We start from the raw sequence: 19,287 nt of genomic DNA on the forward strand, positions 1-19,287 counted from the left end.
TTAAATAAAAACGTCAGTGAAAGTCACAGAATGTCACGAAGCGGCCACGTGTGATATCGTGGCGCCGCTCCGAGGGCAAAAAGCTGATGAATGGGCTTCGGACAACGAAGCACAAGCGCATCCAGTTAGACATGCTGCCGATTGTTTTGCAGCCATGTCGACCTATCCATCGTCCCGCACCGGTCAAGTTTTCCTCTGATCGTGCGTAGAACAGACATCGGGTAGCGCGCCGCATCACTCCGCCTGGTAACTCTTCGTCTTTTACGCGCGCTTGCGCGGCAGGTCGACCCGCATGGTACTCGATGTGATCGGGAGCGGGCGGCCCCGTTCCAACAAGCCGGGTTGTACATGAAATCAGTCTCGTCGTTGTGCGTTTTGCTGACCGCCGCGGTCGGCGCATGGTATGCCGCTCAGGTCGGCGCCGCGCCGTCCGCGAATGGTTTGGACGCGCCCGGCGTGGTGTCGTCCGCGCGGGCGGCGAGCGCCGCCGCGGCGTCCGTCGTGGCCTCCGTAGCGGAAGCGGCCAGCGCCCACGCGGCCAACCTCAACGTCAGCCTGGCCAGGCTCGACGCGACCAACCCGAGCCCCACCGCAAACGTTACGGCCCCAGCATCGAGCGCAATGACCTCGCGTGTTTCTTTCGCGATGCTCGGCGCCTATCAGCCGCTCCACCTGCGTGGCCTCGAAGACGCGCGCACTGTCAATCTGGGCGTGCGGCTGGATCGCGTCGTCACGGCCGCGCATCTGCGGCTGCGCTACACCTACTCGCCGGCGCTGGTGTTTCCGATGTCGCATCTGAAGGTGTCGATCAACAACGAAGTGGTCGCGACCGTGCCGTTCGACCGCGAGCATGCTGGCCAACTCGTCACGCAGGATATTCCGCTCGATCCGCGCTTTCTGACCGACTACAACCAGGTCGACCTGCGCCTGATCGCGCATTACACGCTCGATCATTGTGAGGACCCCGACAATTCGGCGTTGTGGGCCGACGTGAGCCCGTCGAGCGAATTCGTCGTCGACACGACGCCGCTGCGCTTGCCGGACGATCTCGCGCTACTGCCCGCGCCCTTTTTCGATCACCGCGACGCGAGCCGGCTGCGGCTGCCGTTCGTGCTGCCGGCCGCCGCCGATAACGCGACGCTGCGCAGCGCAGGCGTGCTCGCGTCGTGGTTCGGCGCGCAGGCCGACTATCGGCAGGCGCGTTTTCCGGCGCTCGTGGCGTTGCCCACCGACGCGCACGCGGTGGTGGTCGCGCGCGCCGAGCAGCTACCCGCCGGACTGACGCTGCCGCCGGTCAACGGGCCGATGCTGATCGTCGCCGACAACCCCGCCGCGCCGGATTACAAGCTGCTGATCGTCAGCGGGCGCACCGACGCGGAAGTCGATCAGGCGGCGAGCGCGCTGGTGCTCGGCACCACCGCGCTCGCGGGGCCGGCGGTAGGCATCACCAGACTCGATGCCGGCGCGCCGCGCAAGCCGTACGATGCGCCGCGCTGGCTGCCGGTCGACCGACCGGTCGCGTTCAAGGAGCTGATCGACAACCCGTCGCAGTTGCAGGTGCACGGCGGCGCGCCCGACGCGATCCGCCTGAACCTGCACGTGCCCGCCGATATGTACTCATGGAACGGCGCGGGCGTGCCGCTGAACCTGAAGTACCGCTACACCGCACCGACCGTGCAGAACAACTCGGCGCTCGCAGTGCAGATCAACGATCAGCTCGTCAAGTCGTACCGGCTCGCGCTCGCGAGCGCCGATGACGCGCAGGGCCGTCTGCAACTGCCGGTGCTGTCGAACAGCGGCGCGCGCGCGAGCCGCGACCTCGACATTCCGGCGTTTCGCGTCGGCAGTTCGAACCAGTTGCAACTGCGCTTCAATCTCGATTCGCAGAAGACCGGCCTATGCCAGAGCGTCGGCGCGAATCCGGTGGAAGCGGCGGTGGACCCCGATTCGACGATCGACTTTTCCAGCTTCGTCCATTTCGCGCAGATGCCGAACCTCGCGTTTTTCGCGAACAGCGGATTTCCGTTCACGCGCTACGCCGATCTGTCGCAGACGGCCGTCGTGATTCCCGAGCACCCGGCCCCACAGGAACTCGAAGCGCTGCTGACGATGCTCGGTCATATGGGCCAGTGGACCGGCTACCCCGCGTTGCGCGTGCAGATCGCGCGGCCGCACGAACTCGCGTCTCTGACGGACAAGGATCTGCTCGTGATCGGCGGCAATGGCTCGGGGCCGGTGCTCGGGCGCTGGCAGCAGGCGCTGCCGTTGTCGATCGCCGCGCAGCCGGCGGCGGACGCCGCCAGCAGCGCGATCGCGCGCACGTCGTTCGCGGTCGACGCACAGTGGCGCAGTGGCGCGCACCTGCCCGACGGCAGCGCGCGAATCGAACGCGACGGCCCGCTCGCCGCGCTGATGGGCTTCGAATTACCCGGCAGCAAGGGACGCAGCGTGGTCGCGCTGACCGCCACCGGCCAGCAGCAACTGTCGCAGTTGCTCGACATGCTCGAAAAGCCGGACCGCATCTCGCAACTGCAAGGCGACGTCGCGCTGCTGCGCGATGGGCAGGTGAGCAGCATGCGCGTCGGCGGCACCTATCTGGTCGGCTATGTGCCTTGGTATGCGCGGCTGTGGAGCAAGGCGACCCAGCATCCGGTGCTGCTCGGCGTGCTCGGTGCGTTCGCCGGCCTGCTGCTCGCGATCGGCGCGTTCACCGCGCTGCAGGAACTGGCCGCGCGGCGCCGGGGAGTCTGATCGATGACGGGGGTGACGGGCGCAGCGCTGTCGCGCACGGCGCGACAGCGTGCAGGCGGTGGGGCCGGAACAATCGACGCGGACCTCGACCGCGCGGGCGCAGCAAACGGCGAGATGTCCGCCAGCGCGAACGCAAGCCGCGGGCTGCGCGCGAAGCTGTCGGCAGCGCTGGCGACAGCGGCTGTGCGGATACCCGCACGGGCGCTGGCAACCGCGCTCACGTGTGTGCTCACGTTCGTGCTCGCCACCTTCGCGCCAGGCCGCAACGCGTTCGCCGCGGCGATCGACGGCGCAAAAGCCGCCGACACATCCGCCGTCACCACCGGCTGCGCAGCCTCTGCGTGGCCGGGCTGGGAGCAATTCAAACGCGACTTCATTTCGGTCGAAGGCCGCGTGATCGACGTCGGCTCGGCCGATGCGCGCACGGTCTCCGAGGGCCAGTCCTACGCGCTCTTCTTCGCGCTGGTCGCGAACGACCGCGCGGCGTTCGACACGATCCTGCAATGGACCGAACAGAACCTCGCGCAAGGCGATCTGACCGCGCATCTGCCGGCCTGGCTGTGGGGCCGCGCCGCCGATGGCCGCTGGGCGGTGCTCGACGCGAATGCGTCGTCGGATGCCGATTTGTGGATCGCCTATGCGCTGCTCGAAGCCGGTCACGCATGGCACGAGCGCAGCTATACGGCGCGCGGCGCGGTGCTCGCGCGGCGCGTGCTCGACGAGGAGACCGCCCGCATGCCGGGGCTCGGCCTGACCTTGCTGCCGGGACCGGCGGGCTTTCATCCGGCCGCGGAGGTGTGGCGTGTCAATCCGAGTTACATGCCGCCGCAGGTGCTGCGAGGTCTCGCGACGCGCGTGCCCGACGATCCGCGGTGGCCGCGCCTGCTCGCGAGCGCAAGCCGCGTGCTGATCGACACCGCGCCGCGCGGCTTCGCGCCAGACTGGGCGCTGTACCGCGCGAACAGCGGCTTCGCGCCCGACAGTCAGAGCAACGCCGAGAGCGCGTATAACGCGATTCGCGTCTATCTGTGGGCGGGCATGCTCGATCCGCGCGACCGGCTCGCGCCCGCGCTGCTCAGCCACTTTGCACCGTTCGCGAGCTTTATCGCCGCGCAGGGCGCGCCGCCCGAAACAGTCGACGCGACCACGGGCCGTGCCAGCGCGAACATGGGCAACGCCGGCTTTTCGGCGGCGGCCGTGCCGTTTCTCGACGCGCGCGGCGAGCACTCGCTCGCCGATGCGCAGCTCGCGCGCGCCGCGCAGCTCGATCGCGAGACACCCGCTGGCTATTACACCAGCGTGCTGAGCCTGTTCGCGCTCGGCTGGCGCGACGGCCGCTACCGTTTCGCCGCCGATGGCACCCTCGATCCGCACTGGAGCACGTCATGCCGCGCCGCGCCGCAGTGACGCGGGCGGCGCGCGCGGGCGTGCTGGCTCTGTCGTGCGCAGGCCCGGCGGCGATCGCGAATTGCGCGTATGCCGACGTCGCGCCGGCGAGCCCCACTGGCGCGATGGCGCCCCATACGGGCCGCGTGGCCGTGCCGGCACCGCACGCGGCATCGGCGGCACGCGCGGCGTCCGCTGCATCCACTGCATCCACTGCATCTACTGCATCTACTGCATCCGCCCCATCCGCGGGCAACATGCTTTCGCCAACCGTCGCGCCACCCCAGGACGCGGCCGCGCGGAGCCTGCTCGCGACCGCGCGGATGTGGTCGACCAAGCATCGCGACGACCTCGCGTTGCAGGCGATCGACAAGGCGCTGCTGGCCGCGCCCGGCGAGCAGGCCTTGCTCGCCGAGCAGATGCGCATCGAACTGCGGCTCGGCAAAGGGCAGGCCGCGCAGACCACGCTCGCGCGGCTGCGCGCACAGGCGCCGGGCAGCGCGTTGACGCAGCAGCTCGACGATGAATTCCGCGTCGCGACCAACGGCCGCGAAGAACTCGCGACCGTGCGTCTGCTCGCGCGCAGCGGCCAGTCGGCCGAGGCGGCGCGGCGCGTGCGGGCGCTGTTCCCGCACGGCGCGCCGTCGGGCTCGCTGGGCGCGGAGTACTACCAGATCATCGCCGGCACGCCTGACGGTCGCACCGAGGCGCTGGCCGCGCTGCACCGGCGCATCGCCGCCGATCCGTCCGACGTCGACGCCGCGCTGGTGCTCGCCAATCTGCTGAACGCGAGCGCCGACACGCGGGCCGAGGCCAACCGCCTCGCGTGGAATCTGGCGACCCGGCCGGATTCGGACCGTAGCGCGTCGCTCGATACCTGGCGCCACGTGTTGCAATCGGCGGGCGCCGATCCCGCGTATCTGCCGGCCTTGCGCGCGTATCTGCAACTGGTACCGGACGACAGCGAATTCCGCGAGCGCATCGCGGCGCTCGATGCGCGCGTCGACGCGCAGCGGCAACTCGAACGCAATCCGGACTACATCGCGCAGCAGCACGGCTTGCAGGCGCTCGCGCGCAACGACATTGCGGCGGCCGAGCCGCTGCTTGCGCGCGCCGCGCAGGCGCGTCCAGACGACGCCGAAGCGGTCGGCGGTCTCGGTCTCGCGCGGATGAGGGAAGGACGCAACGACGACGCGCGTGCGCTGTTTCTGCGCGCCGCCGCGCTGGCACCCGACAATCGCGGCAAGTGGGAGGGCCTCGCGCATACCGCGCAGTTCTGGGGCACGCTCGCGCACGGCCGCGAAGCGGCCGCGGCGGGCCGTGCGCAGGATGCCGAGCGGGCCGCGCGGGCGGCGCTCGCGTTGGACCCCGCCAACCCGGACGCGCAACTGATGCTCGCCGACGCGCTGCTCGCGCAGCACGACTGGCGTGCTGCCGAGCCGCTGCTGCGCGGCTTGCTTAGCGCGCATACGCCGAGCGTGGCAGCCCTGCGCAGCACGCAGACATTGTTCGAAAACACGGGCCGCGGTGCGCAGATGGAGCCGTTGCTCGATGCGTTGCAAAGCCGCTTCACCCGTGCCGACGATCGCGCGAGCCTCGCGCAGTTGCGCGGCGATCTGCTGGCGAAGCAGGCCGACCGGCTGCTCGCCGACGGCGAGCGCGGCCCCGCCGCGCAACACTACGAAGCGGCGTTGCGGGCGGAGCCCGACGCGGCGTGGACGCGCTTTGCACTGGCGCGCCTCTACCGCGATCTGGGCTTGCCGCAACTCGGCCGCGGCGTGATGGACGACGGCCTCGCGATCGCCGCGTCGCCCGAGATGCGCTACGCGGCCGCGCTCTACCGCAACTCGGTCGACGACCTGAGCGGCGCGCAGGCGGTGCTCGCGCAGATCCCCGACGCGGATCGCAGCGACAGCATGCGCGAGTTCGCGCGCCATCTGCAGGCGCAGCAGCGGCTCGTCGACGCGCGCGCGGCCTTCGCACGCGACGATCGCGCCGGCGCCGAACAGGCGCTCGCCGACGCGCGCGTGTTGGCCGGCGACGATCCGAACCTGCTCGCGTCGATCGGCGCACAGTGGATCGACGCGGGCGACGCCGCTCGCGGTCTGGCGTTGCTGCGCGACTGGATCGACGCGCATCCGCAACAGGCCGACGCCGACGTTCGCTTGCGTTACGGCGATCTGCTGGGCAGCGCGCGGCGCGACGTCGAACTATCCGCATGGCTCGATCAGCTGCGCGACGATCCGCGCGTGACGCTGAGCGCCGCGCAAAGCGCCCGGCTCGAAGACGAAGCATTGCGCGGCGCGCTGCGGCAAACCGACGATGCGATCGATCACCAGGACTACGAGGCGGCGAAACGGCGTCTCGCGGCGGTGAGCGCGGCCGGTCAGCGCGACCCGCGCTACGTGCTGGAAGTCGCCGATCTGCAACGTGCCCAGGGGCATTACGGCGACGCTCGCGCGACGCTGACCGCGCTGCTCGCCGCGCAGCCGCACAACCCCGACGCGCAGCTCGCACTCGCGCGCGTGCTCGAACTGAGCGGCGAGCGCCGCTCCGCGCTCGCGCTGGTGCACGGCGTGCTCGACGACACGCCAGCCGACGACGTCGACACCCGGCTGTCCGCCGCGCGCCGCCTGTCCGCGTTGCGCGCGAGCGACGAGGCGTGGCAGATCACGTCGGCCTTGCGCGTCGCGTATCCGGCGCGCCCGGACGTGACCGTGCAAAGCGGCCGGATCGCGGAAGACCGCGGGCAATACGAGGATGCCGCGTCGCTGTATCGTCTGTCGCTCACGCAGGAGCGCGCGGCGGGCGTGAGCGCGGGACCCGACGGCACACCCGCGCAGGCCGCGCTCGCCGAGCTGGACCAGCGCCGCAATCCGGAGATCGAGACCGGCTGGCTGCCCGCGTACAAGTCGGGCGATGCCGGTATTTCGCGGCTGCGCGCGAACCAGGTGCCGGTGTACGTGCAGATTCCGTATCGCTACGACGGCCATTTCTTCGCTCACATCGATACCGTGCATCTCGATGCCGGCACGCTCGACGCCAGCGACGCCAATGCGGCTACCCGCGATACGTTCGGTACCTTCGCCGCCGCCGACCGGGCCGCGAATCTGATCGCAAGCGCGCTCGGCATTCCGGCGCAGACGCTTACCAGCCTGTTCGCGCGCGCGCCCTATCTGCATCAGACGGCCACCGGCGTCGCGCTCGGCGCGGGCTATACGTCCGATGCGTGGCGCTTCGACTTCGGCACCACGCCGCTGGGTTTTCCGGTGCAGTACCTGGTCGGCGGCGTGCGTTATCGCTTCGACGCGGGGCCGGCGAGCTTTTCGATCAGCGGCTCGCGCCGCCCCGAGACCAGCAGCCAGCTCGCCTACGCGGGCATGCACGATCCGGTCACGGGCACCGTGTGGGGCGGCGTGCGCCGTGATGGCGTCGATCTGCATTCGTCGCTCGACATCGGCACCGTGAGCGTGTTCGCCGACGTCGGCGCTGGCTATCTGAGCGGGCGCAATGTCGAGGACAATCAGGAGATCACGCTGCGTACCGGTTTCACGGTGCCGGTCTACCGGCGCGCCAATCAGCTGGTCAGCACGGGGCTGGTGGGCAATGCGTGGCACTACACCAACAACCAGCGCTTCTATTCGTACGGGCAGGGTGGCTACTACAGCCCGCAGCGCTATCTGTCGCTCGGCGTGCCGCTCGAGTGGGCCGGCCGCCGTGGCGCGCTGAAATGGGACCTGAGCGTGACCGCCGGCGTGTCGAATTCCTACGAGAAGAACGCGCCGGACTATCCGATCGGCGTGCCCGGCCCGCTCGCCGCCACGCCGGGGCTCGCTGGCCTCGTGAACGTGGGCAGCTCGACGCGCGGTGTCGCGTTTTCGTACGGGCTCGCGGGCAGCGCCGAGTACCGCTTCAATCCGCACCTGGCGCTGGGCGCGCAAGTGAGCATCGACCGCTCGCACGATTACGCGCCGAGCGCCGCGCTCGTCTATCTGCGCTACACGTTCGACGCGCGCAAGCAGGACAACCGTTTGTCGCCGCAGCCGGTCGGGCTGTATTCGAGCTACTGAGCGACGCGCCGATGCAACCAGACCCGGGACAGCGAACATGAACAGCATGCCGAATCCAACCACACGGAGCCCCACCGCGCGGGCCGCGCGCGCCGTCGCTCGGCGCTGGCGGCATCTGCTCGGCCGCGGCGCGCAGCGCGGCGAGCAGGCGGGCCGTCTCGCGATCGACGCGCTGCCCCCCGAATGGGCGGCGCTCGAAACCGGCAAGCTCTATGCGATCTACGCGGCGCCGCGCACGCCCGGCGCCGATGCGCTGATCTGGGAAAGCGCGCGCGACGCCTACACCCGCGACGTGACGATCGTGCTTGCGCGGTCCCGCGCGCAGGTGACGCGGCAGTTGCGCGAGCGCGGTTTCAGCACCGATGCGCCGGCCGTGGGCTGGCCGCGCAATCTGAGCGTGCTGGCGATGCCGCCCGGCGCTGATCACGGCAAGCGCGAAGCCGACGGCGACGATCCCAACACGGAGATAAGCGCCGGCTCTGCCGGCGCGGCGGCGACGCGCGCCAGCACGACGCCGGGCAAGCTGTTCGGCGGATTGCGCGCGCTCAAGCGCCTCGGCCTGCGCGCGCATTCGCTGTATTTCGTCGAGGGTGCGCAGCGCTGGTTCAGCTGGGACGATGCTGCGGCGCTCGCGCGTGAAGGCCGTCTGCTCGCGAACTGGTGCGCGGCGCGCCGCGTCACGTTGGTGCTGCTGCTGGGCGGCGATGCCGGCGAAGCCGATGCGTTCGACGCGCAACCGGCGCCGGACGCCGCCGCGGCGCTGCCCGGGAGCAACGCGTTCCATGCGGCCTGCGCCGGGGTCGCGCACATGGGGCACACGCACGGCGAACTGCTGTGGCACGTCGACTTCTGGCGCGCGGAGCGCACGCTCGTGACCGGCGAAGTGCGCGCACTGCGCTTTAGCGAAGGCGGGCGCCTGAGTGTCGCGCCCGATGCGCCCACCGCGGCGACGGCGCACGGCGAGCGGCTGCTCGCACACGACGAACAGCGTGTGGTGGTCAGCCGTGCGGTGGTGCGCGGCCATGAGGCATGGGTGCCGCCGCAGTGGGAAGTGTGCGCCGATCAGCAGGCGGTGCTGGCCGCGTGCGCGACTGCGCGCGCGGCGACCGTCGTGCTCGATTACCTCGGCGGCGCGCAGCTCGAGGCGCTCTGCGCCGCGGTGCATACGCTGCGCCGCCGGGCGGGGCGGGCGCTGAAGATCGTGATCGTCGAACGCGGCGAGGTGTTGCGCCATCAGTACGAACTGCTGGTGCTGACGCTTGGCGCGAACCTCGTGCTCGGCCGAGGTCTGCCGTTTTCGCGGATGCAGTCGCGGCTGCAGTCGTTGCAGGGTCAGCTGCATACGCGCGCCGTGGCCGCCGACTATCGCAGCGCGCTGAGCGCCGCGTTGAGCGACGATGTGTGCGGCTATCTTCCGGCGGGCGCGTTCATCGAGCGCGTGCGTAGCGTGCTCGAGCGCAGCGCCGTGCTGAATCTGCCGCACGTGCTCGTCAAGCTGACGCTGCTGCCGCAATGCGCGCACGTCGATGCGCTTACGCACTGCGCACCGCGCCGCGCGGGCGACCTGGTGACCACCGACGCCGCGCATCTGTACGTGTTCCTGTTCGCGTGTCGTCTCGCCGATGCGGACGCCGCGCTCGCGCGCATCTTCGACGTTCCGGTCGAGCAGCTCGCGGATTTGCGCGTGCATCTCGCGGAAGCCAGCATCGGCGCCGAACTGGACGCGCTGGAGGCGGAGAACCGGCGCGCGCGGCTCGCCGATTACAGCGATATGTTCGCGAGGTCCGCGCGTGGCGAGCTGATCCAGGCGGGGCCGGCCGCGCGGGGGCAGGCCGCGGAGCCCCAGGCCGGGGAGCCCCAGGTCGCGGAGCCCCAGGCCGGGGAAGCGCCGGAGGTGGCGTCCCGAGCGGCGGTGCAGGCCGCTCGGACGGCGCCGGACGCGGAGGCGAAGGCGAAGGCGAAGGCGAAGGCCGAGGCCGAGGCCGAGGCCGAGGCGGCGGCAACGGCGAACCAGGCAACCATCGAAGCGGTGGCGCCAGCGCACAGACAAGCGTCGGCGCGCCTGGCGGGCGGACAGCTTGAACAGCTCGACGCCGCGTTGGCCGCCGCGCGCGCCGAACCGGGCGACGCTGGCGAACGAGGCACGCTCGGAGGCACGCTTCCAGGCAAGCTCGCAGGCAAGCTCGCACTGGCGCCGCAAACGGCCGCCGATGGCAATCAGCTTGAAGCGAAGACCGCGGCTGCGGACCGAACCACGCCATCCGGTCCGGCATCGCCGCGCCGCCGCGCGCAACGCTGCGCGATGCCGGTGCGCACGAGGAGCAGCGAATGATCGAATGGGTGCTGATCTGTTTCGTGGCCGGCCTGGTCATGGCGGTGCCGGTATGGATCGTCTGGCAACGGGCGGGCGCGCGCCGCGGGCTCGCCGGACTGCGCGGCTTCGATCCGCGCGACGCGGTGCCGTGCCAGATGGAGCCGGTCGCGCTGCATGCGCGCCTGCTGCCGGTCGCGCGCGACGCTCGCGAAAGCGTCGATCCAAAGGAGCCGGTATGAAGACGATCGCCGTCGTGTCCACCGCGGGCGGCACGGGCCGCACGACGCTCACCGCCGCGCTCGCGGTGCTGCTCGCGCGCCGTGGCCGGCCGGTCGTCGCGCTCGATCTCGATCCGCAGAATCTGCTCGGCGCGCACCTGGGCATCGATGGCCTCGCGCCCAGCGGTCTGTCGCAAGCCCTGCTTGAGCGCGACACCGGATGGCATGCATCGACGTGGCGCAGTGCGGACGGCGTGCTATTCGTGCCCTACGGCGCGGTGTCGAGCGCGCAAAGCACGCGTTGCGACGCGCGCCTTGCCGCCGAGCCGGGCTGGCTCGGCGCGGCGCTGGCAGACCTCGATCTGCCGGACGACGGCGTGGTGCTGATCGATACCGCGCGCTATCCGTCGCAGCAGGCGGAGCAGGCGCTGCGTTGCGCCGACCTCGCGCTGTGCGTGACGCCGCCCGAGCCCGCTGCCTGTGCGACGCTGGTCGCGCGCCTCGCCGCGTTGCGCGCCCTCTGCGCGAATCCTCGGGTCATCGTCAATCGGCTCAATCCGGCGCGCGACATGCAGCGCGACGTGCTCGCGATGCTCGAGGCGGCCATTGGCGACGGCCTGCCGCTCGCGCAGCGCGTGCATCTGGATGCCGCGCTGCCCGAAGCGTTCGCGCGCGGCACGTGGATCTTCGACGACGCGCCGCATTCGCAGGCGTCGCACGATCTGCACGGGCTCGCGAACTGGCTCGATGCGTGGCTCGACGTGGATCCGGCCGCGAGTGATGCGGCAAGTGCTGCCGCGAGTGGCGCCGCGACTTTCGCTCCCGGTTCCGCCACGAATCCGGCCACAAATCCGGCCACGAACCCGGCAACGAATCAGCCAGCATCTGCCGCCGCGCATCAGGCGGCGAGCCAGCCCAACCCGCCGCCGCTTCGTCAGCGCGACGAACCGTCATGAAGACGCGCGCCCCGCATTCGTTACGCGCCCGCGCGCTCGACTGGCTCGCGCGAGGCCTCGGCGTATCCGCCGCGCGCACGCGGCTCGACTGGCTCGTGCGGCTTTTCTTCCAGCCGCCCGCGCCAGGCAAGCCCGATCACGTGCACCGCTGGATTCGCGCCGCCGTGCTGTCTTGCGCGTTGCAATGGGGCGTGCTCGAACCGCATCGTTTGCGCGCGTGGGGTTGGCGCGCGTTCGTCCGGCCACCGCGCCCGCGCGAGCGCAGCGCGGCCGCGCAGGCGCGCGCGGTGCTTGCATGGATCGACCATTGGCTGGTGCCGGTATGGCTTGTCGGGCGCCCCCTGCGGCGCCGCTTCGACGCGCTGTTAGCGAGCCTGCCGTGGCAGTGCTGGGGCACGCGGCTCGAAGACGCGACGCAGCGCATCGGCCATATCCGCTGGCTGCTGCCGCTCCTTGTGGTGGCCGGCGCATGCCTGTGGGGGATGATCGGCACGTCGCCGCTGTCGTCGGACGGCCAGTTCGAATTCTTCGCGGTACTGGTGTTCGCCGCGCTGCTCGTGCGGCGTTTGCCGGGCCGCATGCCGGTGCTGGTCCTCACCACGATCGCGCTGCTCGCGATGATTCGCTACGTGTGGTGGCGCGTCACCGAGACACTGACGTTCCATTCGCCCGCCGAGGCGATTCTCGGCTATCTGCTGTTCGGCGCGGAAGCGTACACGTGGGTGATCCTGCTGCTCGGCTTCGTGCAGACCGCGTGGCCGCTCAATCGCACGGTCGCGAGCCTGCCCGCCGATACGTCCAGCTGGCCGAGCGTCGACATCTATATACCGACCTACAACGAGCCGTTGTCGGTGGTCCGTTCGACCGTGTTCGCCGCGCAAGGCATCGACTGGCCCGCCGGCAAGCTGCGCGTCTATCTGCTCGACGACGGCCGGCGCGACGAATTCAACGCGTTTGCGCAGGCGTGCGGGATCGACTATCTGACGCGCGACGGCAACCGTCACGCGAAGGCCGGCAACATCAATTCGGCGCTGGAGAAGACCGGCGGCGAGTACATCGCGATCTTCGATTGCGATCACGTGCCGACCCGCTCGTTCCTGCAAACGACGATGGGTACGTTCCTGCGCGATGCGCGCTGCGCGATGGTGCAAACGCCGCATCACTTCTTTTCGCCAGATCCGTTCGAGCGCAACCTGGGCACGTTCCGCCGCGTGCCGAACGAAGGCAATCTGTTCTATGGGCTCGTGCAGTCCGGCAACGATCTGTGGAACGCGTCGTTCTTCTGCGGCTCGTGCGCGATTCTCAAACGCTCGGCGCTCGCCGAAGTGGGCGGCGTCGCGGTCGAAACGGTTACCGAGGACGCGCACACGGCGCTCAAGCTGCACCGGCGCGGTTACACGACCGCGTATCTGCCCACCGTGCAGGCCGCGGGGCTCGCGACCGAAAGCCTCGCGGGCCACATCAAACAGCGCACGCGCTGGGCGCGCGGGATGGCGCAGATCTTCCGCATCGACAACCCGTTCCTGGGCCGCGGGCTGAGCTTCTTCCAGCGGCTGTGCTATGGCAACGCGATGCTGCATTTCTTCTACGGCGTGCCGCGTCTGGTGTTTCTGACGATGCCGATGTCATATCTGTTCTTCCAGATGTACTTCATCAACGCGTCGGCGACGACGATCGCGAGCTTTGTGCTGCCGTACATCGTGCTCGCGAACATCGCCAACTCGCGCATGCAGGGCAAGTACCGCCATTCGTTCTGGGCCGAGGTGTACGAGTCGGTGCTCGCGTCGTACATCGCGCTGCCGACCACGATGGCGTTTTTCAGCCCGAAGCATGGCAAGTTCAACGTGACCGATAAGGGCGGCCGTATCAGCGAGGGCTATTTCGACTGGGCAGTGTCCAAGCCGTATCTGCTGCTGCTCGGCCTGAATGCGTGCGCGCTCGCGGCCGGCGCATACCGGCTGATGTTCGGGCAAAGCGGTGAGAGCGCGACGGTGCTGATGAACGTCTTCTGGACGCTCTACAACCTCGTGATGCTCGGCGCGGCGGCGAGCGTCGCGCGCGAGGCGAAGCAGGTGCGCGTCACGCATCGGATCGCGATGCGCGCGGCGGCCACGTTGCTGCTCGCGGACGGTACGACCTTCGCGTGCACGACCAGCGACTATTCGACCGGCGGCCTCGGCCTCGAGGTCGATCCGGGGCTGAAGCTCGAGCCCGGCGACAGCCTCGGCGTCTGCCTTGCCCGCGGCGATAGGCAATTCCATTTTCCGGTTTACGTGAGCCGTTTCGTTGGGCGGCACCTCGGCGTGCGCTTCGACGGCCTCACGCTCGATCAGGAGCGACAGCTCGTGCAATGCACGTTCGGCCGCGCCGACGCGTGGCTCGAGTGGGGCCGGCAAACCGTCGAGGACGCGCCGCTGCGCGGTCTGAAAGAAGTGCTCGCGATGGGTGTCGAAGGCTATTCACGGCTGTGGGGCGGTCTCGCCCGCGCGGCCGAGACGCTGCTCGCGCCCGGGCGCACCCGCCACTGATACCGGCGGCGCGCGCCGCGGCCAATGAGAGAACCTGTTCATGACTTTGTGGAACCTGTACTTCATCATCAAGCTGTATCTGTTCGCGGGCGGCCATCTGCGGCCGCTGTGGCTGGTCAATCTCGGCTTCGCGCTCGTGCTCGCCGGCACTTCGACGCTGCGCCGGCGCTCGCTGCGGGTGTTGCGCAACCTGCTCGGCCTCGCGCTCGGCGTGCCGCTGATGTACCACGAAGCGAACGTGCCGCCGTTCTCGCGGCTGACCGAGGAATTCGGCAATCTGACGACGTTCAGCTTTGGCTACTGGCTCGAACTGGCCCAGCGTTTCGTGCCGCCGATGCTGTTGCTTGCCGCGCTCGGCGCGCTGGTCGGCTATCTGGTCGTGAACCGCTGGGTGCGGGTCGCGACGTTCGTGCTGATCGCGCTGGTGGCGATCCCGTTGTGGCAGCAGGGCGGCGCGGTGCTCGCGCAATGGCGCGGCGCATCGGCGCTGGCCGCGGCAAACGGCGCAGCTGGCAATGGGGTCGGCAATGCGCCCGGCGCGCAGCCGCTCGACCATAACGCGGCGCTCGCCGCATTTCGCACGCAGGAGTCGCAGCGGCAAGTGAGCTTCGGCCATCTCGCCAGCGATGCGAACGCGCAATTCGACGTGATCGTGCTGCACATCTGCTCGCTGTCGTGGGACGACCTCGATGTCGTGAAGGCGCGCAATCATCCTTTCCTGAGCCACTTCGACTATCTGTTCACGAACTTCAGCACCGCGGCCAGCTACAGCGGGCCGGCCGCGATTCGTGTGTTGCGCGCGAGTTGCGGCCAGCAGGCGCACGCGGACCTGTACAAGAATGCGCCGCAGCAGTGCTACCTGCTCGCCGATCTCGCGCAGGCCGGCTATACGCCGCAGACGATGCTGAACCACGACGGTCACTTCGACAACTTCCTGCAAGTGGTCCATGACAACGCCGGCGTGCCGAACGTGCCGATGATTCCGAACACGAGCGTGCCGGTCGCGATGCACGCGTTCGACGGCTCGGCGATCCGCGACGACTATGCGACGCTCGCCGCGTGGTATGCGCAGCGTGCGAGCGTACCGGGACCGGTCGCGCTGTACTACAACACGATCAGCCTGCATGACGGCAACCGGCTACCGGACAGCAATCTGTCGAGTATCGATTCCTATCCGTTGCGCGTGAACAGAATGATGAGCGACTTCGACCGTTTCGCGGATCTGATCGCGTCGTCGGGCCGGCGCGCGGTGATCGTGTTCGTGCCGGAGCATGGCGCGGCGCTGCGTGGCGACGCGAACCAGGTGGCGGGTCTGCGCGAGATTCCGACGCCGCGTATCGTGCACGGGCCGGTTGGCGTGCGGCTCGTCGGCTTTCAGGGCAATCACGGGCCGACCACGGTGATCGACAGTCCGACGAGCTTCCTCGCGGTGGCGCAACTGTTGTCGAACCTGGTGTCGAACAGTCCGTTCAAGCCGGGGGTGACGTTGTCGCAGTACGCGACGAATCTGCCGCAAACGCAGATGGTCGGCGAAAACGAGGGGACGGTGACGATGCGCACCGCGACCGGCTATGTGGTGAAGACGCCGGACGGCGTGTGGGTGGACGGCAAATGATCGGAGACGGCACGAGCGTGGCGAAAGCCACCGCTAAAACAACGACGAAGGAAGCGGTCGACAGCCCATGGCCGGTCGACGACATCACCGGGCTCGCGCGCCGCTTGCCCGAAGTCGACCCGCGGCGGTATTTCGATGGTCAGGCGAAGGAGGCTTACCAGCAGTCGCTAGGCAAATGGCCGCTGCTCGCGCGGCTGATGAATCTCGTGCCGCGCGATGAAGAAGACGGAGACGCGCCGTAGACTCCGGCGCTGGCGTTACACGTCGAACGATGTTCGTCTGCAATGGCACGGTGCATAACGCACCGTCAAGCACCGTCACGCATAACTGGCCGCGACCACGCTTGAGCGCAACCGCGCTTTAACGCAACTGCATCAGCGCGATCAGCAACACCATGCCGCCGATCGCGCCATCGAGCACGCGCCACGCGCTCGCGCGGCGAAACAGCGGCGCCAGCATGCGCGCACCATAACCGAGCCCGACGAACCAGACAGCACTGACCGTCATCGCGCCAAGCGCGAACGCGAGCCTCGCGCCTTGCGGCTCACGCGCGCCCGCGGTGCCGATCAGCAGGAACGTATCCAGATACACGTGCGGATTGAGCCACGTAAAGGCGAGCGTCATCAGCACGATCGGCAGTGCGCGTTGCGCGGGCGGCGCGACGTTGGCACCGCCCGCTTCGCTGTTTGCATTGCCGCCGGCCGATGCATCGAGCACCGCATGGCCCGGCTTCACCGCGCGGCGCAGCGCGTTCACGCCGAACCACACGAGATACGCGAGTCCGACATACAGCATCGCGTGCACGAAGCGCGGAAAACGCTCCATCAGCACCGATGCGCCGCCGACGCCCGCGCCGATCAGTATGAAATCCGACAGCGTGCACAGCAGCACGATCTTGCCGATATGCGAGCGCATGATGCCCTGACGCAGCACGAAAGCGTTCTGTGCGCCGATCGTCACGATCAGCGATGCGCACAGCGCGGCGCCGTGCGAAAAAGACGGCCAGTTGGAAAGCCAGTTCATATAACGATCCAGAAAACGAAGCAAGCGCGATAGACGAAGAAAACGAACAGCGCTAGTCTGCTTTTTTGCTGGACCTAAAAGAAGCTAATTTAATTAATGCCGATTAAGGAACGCTAATGCTCGACTATGCGTTGCTCGACGCGCTCGCCGCCGTGGTCCGTCACGGTTCGTTCGACCGCGCGGCGAGCGAGCTCAGTATCACGCCGTCCGCGGTGTCGCAGCGGGTCAAGCTGCTCGAGGAGCGGGTCGGCAGCGTGCTCGTGAAGCGCGGCCAGCCGTGCGTCGCGACCACCTCGGGCGCGCTGTTGTGCCGTCATACCGAGCGCGTGTTGCTGCTCGAGGCGGAGCTGAACGGCCGGCTGCCGGCATTGCCCGGCGCGCTGGTCGAACGCTGGCCGACGCTGCGCGTGGCCGTCAACAACGACAGCGTCGGCACCTGGTTCATCGACGCGGTCGCGCCGTTCTGCGTCGAACGCGAGATGCTGCTGGACCTCGTGATCGACGACCAGGATCACACCGCGCAGCGCATTCGTGACGGCAGTGCGCAAGGCGCGGTCACCACCCAGGCCGAACCGGTGCAGGGTTGCCGGTCGGTGCGGCTCGGCCGTATGCGTTATCTGGCGGTCTGCTCGCCCGCGTTTCACGCGCGCTATTTTGCCGACGGCGTGACACGCGACAGTTTGCGGCGCACGCCTTGCATCGATTTCGATCCGAAGGACCAGTTGCAAAAGCGCTTTATGCGGCGCGCCACGCGCGCGGAGCTCGACCCGCCGCTGCACTGGATTCCGCACGTCAGCGGCTTTATGAGCGCCTGCATGATGGGGCTCGGCTGGGGGATGTGCCCGGAGCGAATGATCGCCGGGCAACTGGCGCGCGGGGAGCTGGTGGAGGTCGCGCCGCGCAAGCCGATCGACGTCGATCTGTACTGGCAGAGCTGGCGTCTGTCGATCGGCTGGCTCGACGACTTCAGCGCAATGCTCAGACAGCGCGCCGGCGAATTTCTCGATTGAGGTTGCCGCGCGAGCGCGTGGCCGGCGCTCGATCGCAACAGCCCGCGACGGGTCGGGCGAGGGAACGGGTTGCGCGCATCAGCACGCGCGATTCGAACCGACACCTCGCCACGTCACCATTCAGCGTGCCGCCGAGCCGCCGCTATCCGTCACCGGCGCGCCATCGCCATTGCCGTTGCCGGCGGCCGCGTCGCGCGTCTCGGGCATCGCCGCCCACACCAGCAGTACCGCGAGCGCACCCGCGGCCGCGAGGCCGAAGAAGCTCACCGCATTGCCGAAGCGATCGGCGATAAAGCCGGCCGCGGTCGTGCTGAGCGTCGCGCCGATCCCGGCCGCGAGCCCGAACAGGCCGATACAGAGGTTGTAGCGGCCCTTGTCACCGGCGACGTCGGCGGCGATCAGCGGCAGCATCACGCCGAACACGGCGGCGCTCAAACCGTCGAGCATCTGCACCGGCACGAGCAGATACGGGCTGCTGATGCCCGCGAACAGCAACGCGCGAATCGGCAGCGCGCTGAAGCCGAGCAGCAGGATCGGCCGGCGACCCCAGCGTTCGGCGGAGCGTCCGACCCACGGCGACATCATCGCGACGATCGCCTGCGGCACGATGATGCACGCGGCGATCACGAGCTGCACGTTGTCGCCCATGCCGGCCGTCACTTCACCGGCCGCGAGGTTCAGCATCGCCGCGTTCGACAGATGGAACAGCACGATGCACGCGGCGAACAGCAGCAGGCGCCGGTCGCGCAGCAGCTCGCGCAGGCTCTCGCGGCGCTCGATCTGCTCGGGCGTCGGCGCCGCCTTCGGCAGCTCGATCGTGTCGGTGCGCTGGATCATCGACAGCGCAATCAGCGCGGGAACCGCGAGGCCCGCGGTCAGAAAGAACACCGCGCGCGGCGAGTAGTACTCGCCGAACAGACCCATCAGACCGGCCGCGACCGCGCTGCCGATCGACGCCCAGCGCGCGTTGCGCCCGAGCCGGTCGCCGAGATTCGCGCGCCCCACCAGCGCGAACGAAATCGCCGCGAGCGCCGGCGTCAGCATGCAGCTCGCGAAGCCGTGAAACACCTCGGCGGCGATCACCGGTATGACGGTCGGGCTGAGCGCGAGCAGCATCGCGCTCATGATGATCGCGCCGATCGCCCACGCGGCGGCGCCCTTCTTGTTGCGCAGCGCGTCGACCGCGGCGCCGCCGGGCACCTGGCTGACCATCGCGCTGATGGTGCCGACCGACAGCACCATGCCGATCTCGCCCTGAGTCCATTTATGCGATGCGAGATACGACGCGATGAACGGCCCGAAGCCCGTCTGCACGTTGGCGACGAAGAAGTTGAGCCAATCGAGCGCGCGCAGACTTCGCGCCGTGACGAGAGTGCGGACCGTCATCGGACCGCCCGTGCGTTGGAAGCCGCGACG

General features: G+C 69.1%; 11 protein-coding genes and 1 pseudogene. 10 read left to right on the forward strand and 2 right to left on the reverse strand.

Annotated features, from left to right (window positions below; genetic code table 11):
• Nucleotides 1–348: 348 nt before the first annotated feature.
• From bcsB to VGH68_RS08535, 9 genes and pseudogenes are all read left to right on the forward strand, one after another.
• Nucleotides 349–2,751, forward strand: coding sequence for a cellulose biosynthesis cyclic di-GMP-binding regulatory protein BcsB (gene bcsB / locus VGH68_RS08495; RefSeq protein ID WP_331603135.1), 2,403 nt, complete (start codon nt 349–351; stop codon nt 2,749–2,751).
• 3 nt (nt 2,752–2,754) lie between these two features.
• The gene (gene bcsZ, locus VGH68_RS08500; protein ID WP_331603137.1) at nt 2,755–4,158 is read left to right on the forward strand and encodes a cellulose synthase complex periplasmic endoglucanase BcsZ; all 1,404 of its coding nucleotides are present in this window, start codon (nt 2,755–2,757) and stop codon (nt 4,156–4,158) included.
• A complete protein-coding gene (locus VGH68_RS08505; RefSeq protein WP_414696913.1) occupies nt 4,137–8,207 on the forward strand; it encodes a cellulose synthase subunit BcsC-related outer membrane protein in 4,071 nt (1,356 codons plus the stop codon). The genes bcsZ and VGH68_RS08505 overlap by 22 nt, the downstream gene beginning before the upstream one ends.
• Nucleotides 8,208–8,253: 46 nt before the next feature.
• A complete protein-coding gene (gene bcsE / locus VGH68_RS08510) occupies nt 8,254–10,539 on the forward strand; it encodes a cellulose biosynthesis protein BcsE (protein WP_331603146.1) in 2,286 nt (761 codons plus the stop codon).
• Nucleotides 10,536–10,760, forward strand: a complete 225-nt coding sequence (locus VGH68_RS08515) for a hypothetical protein (protein ID WP_331603139.1) — start codon at nt 10,536–10,538, stop codon at nt 10,758–10,760. The genes bcsE and VGH68_RS08515 overlap by 4 nt, the downstream gene beginning before the upstream one ends.
• Nucleotides 10,757–11,539, forward strand: a pseudogene (bcsQ, locus tag VGH68_RS08520) (cellulose biosynthesis protein BcsQ); the annotation flags it as partial. The gene VGH68_RS08515 and the pseudogene bcsQ, both read left to right, overlap by 4 nt.
• A 152-nt stretch (nt 11,540–11,691) precedes the next feature.
• A complete protein-coding gene (gene bcsA, locus VGH68_RS08525) occupies nt 11,692–14,223 on the forward strand; it encodes a UDP-forming cellulose synthase catalytic subunit (RefSeq protein ID WP_331603140.1) in 2,532 nt (843 codons plus the stop codon).
• Nucleotides 14,224–14,263: 40 nt separating this feature from the next.
• On the forward strand, nt 14,264–15,838 hold the full coding sequence (gene bcsG / locus VGH68_RS08530; protein WP_331603141.1) for a cellulose biosynthesis protein BcsG: 1,575 nt from the start codon (nt 14,264–14,266) through the stop codon (nt 15,836–15,838).
• Nucleotides 15,835–16,080 (forward strand): hypothetical protein, encoded by a 246-nt coding sequence (locus VGH68_RS08535; protein ID WP_331603142.1) that lies wholly within the window; start codon nt 15,835–15,837, stop codon nt 16,078–16,080. Before bcsG ends, VGH68_RS08535 begins: the two co-directional genes overlap by 4 nt.
• Before the next feature lie 118 nt (nt 16,081–16,198).
• Here the strand turns inward: VGH68_RS08535 and VGH68_RS08540 are convergent, their stop codons facing one another.
• Nucleotides 16,199–16,861, reverse strand: coding sequence for a LysE/ArgO family amino acid transporter (locus VGH68_RS08540; protein ID WP_331603143.1), 663 nt, complete (start codon nt 16,859–16,861; stop codon nt 16,199–16,201).
• Between the two features lie 116 nt (nt 16,862–16,977).
• Here VGH68_RS08540 and VGH68_RS08545 point away from each other — a divergent pair, with 116 nt between their 5' ends.
• The gene (locus tag VGH68_RS08545) at nt 16,978–17,871 is read left to right on the forward strand and encodes a LysR family transcriptional regulator ArgP (protein WP_331603144.1); all 894 of its coding nucleotides are present in this window, start codon (nt 16,978–16,980) and stop codon (nt 17,869–17,871) included.
• A gap of 120 nt (nt 17,872–17,991) precedes the next feature.
• On the opposite strand, the gene VGH68_RS08550 is transcribed toward VGH68_RS08545, so the two are convergent.
• Entirely contained in the window at nt 17,992–19,257 is a 1,266-nt protein-coding gene (locus tag VGH68_RS08550) for an MFS transporter (protein ID WP_331603147.1), read from the reverse strand.
• Nucleotides 19,258–19,287: the final 30 nt, after the last annotated feature.

This window comes from Paraburkholderia sp. (genome assembly GCF_036488505.1).
GTDB lineage: Bacteria > Pseudomonadota > Gammaproteobacteria > Burkholderiales > Burkholderiaceae > Paraburkholderia.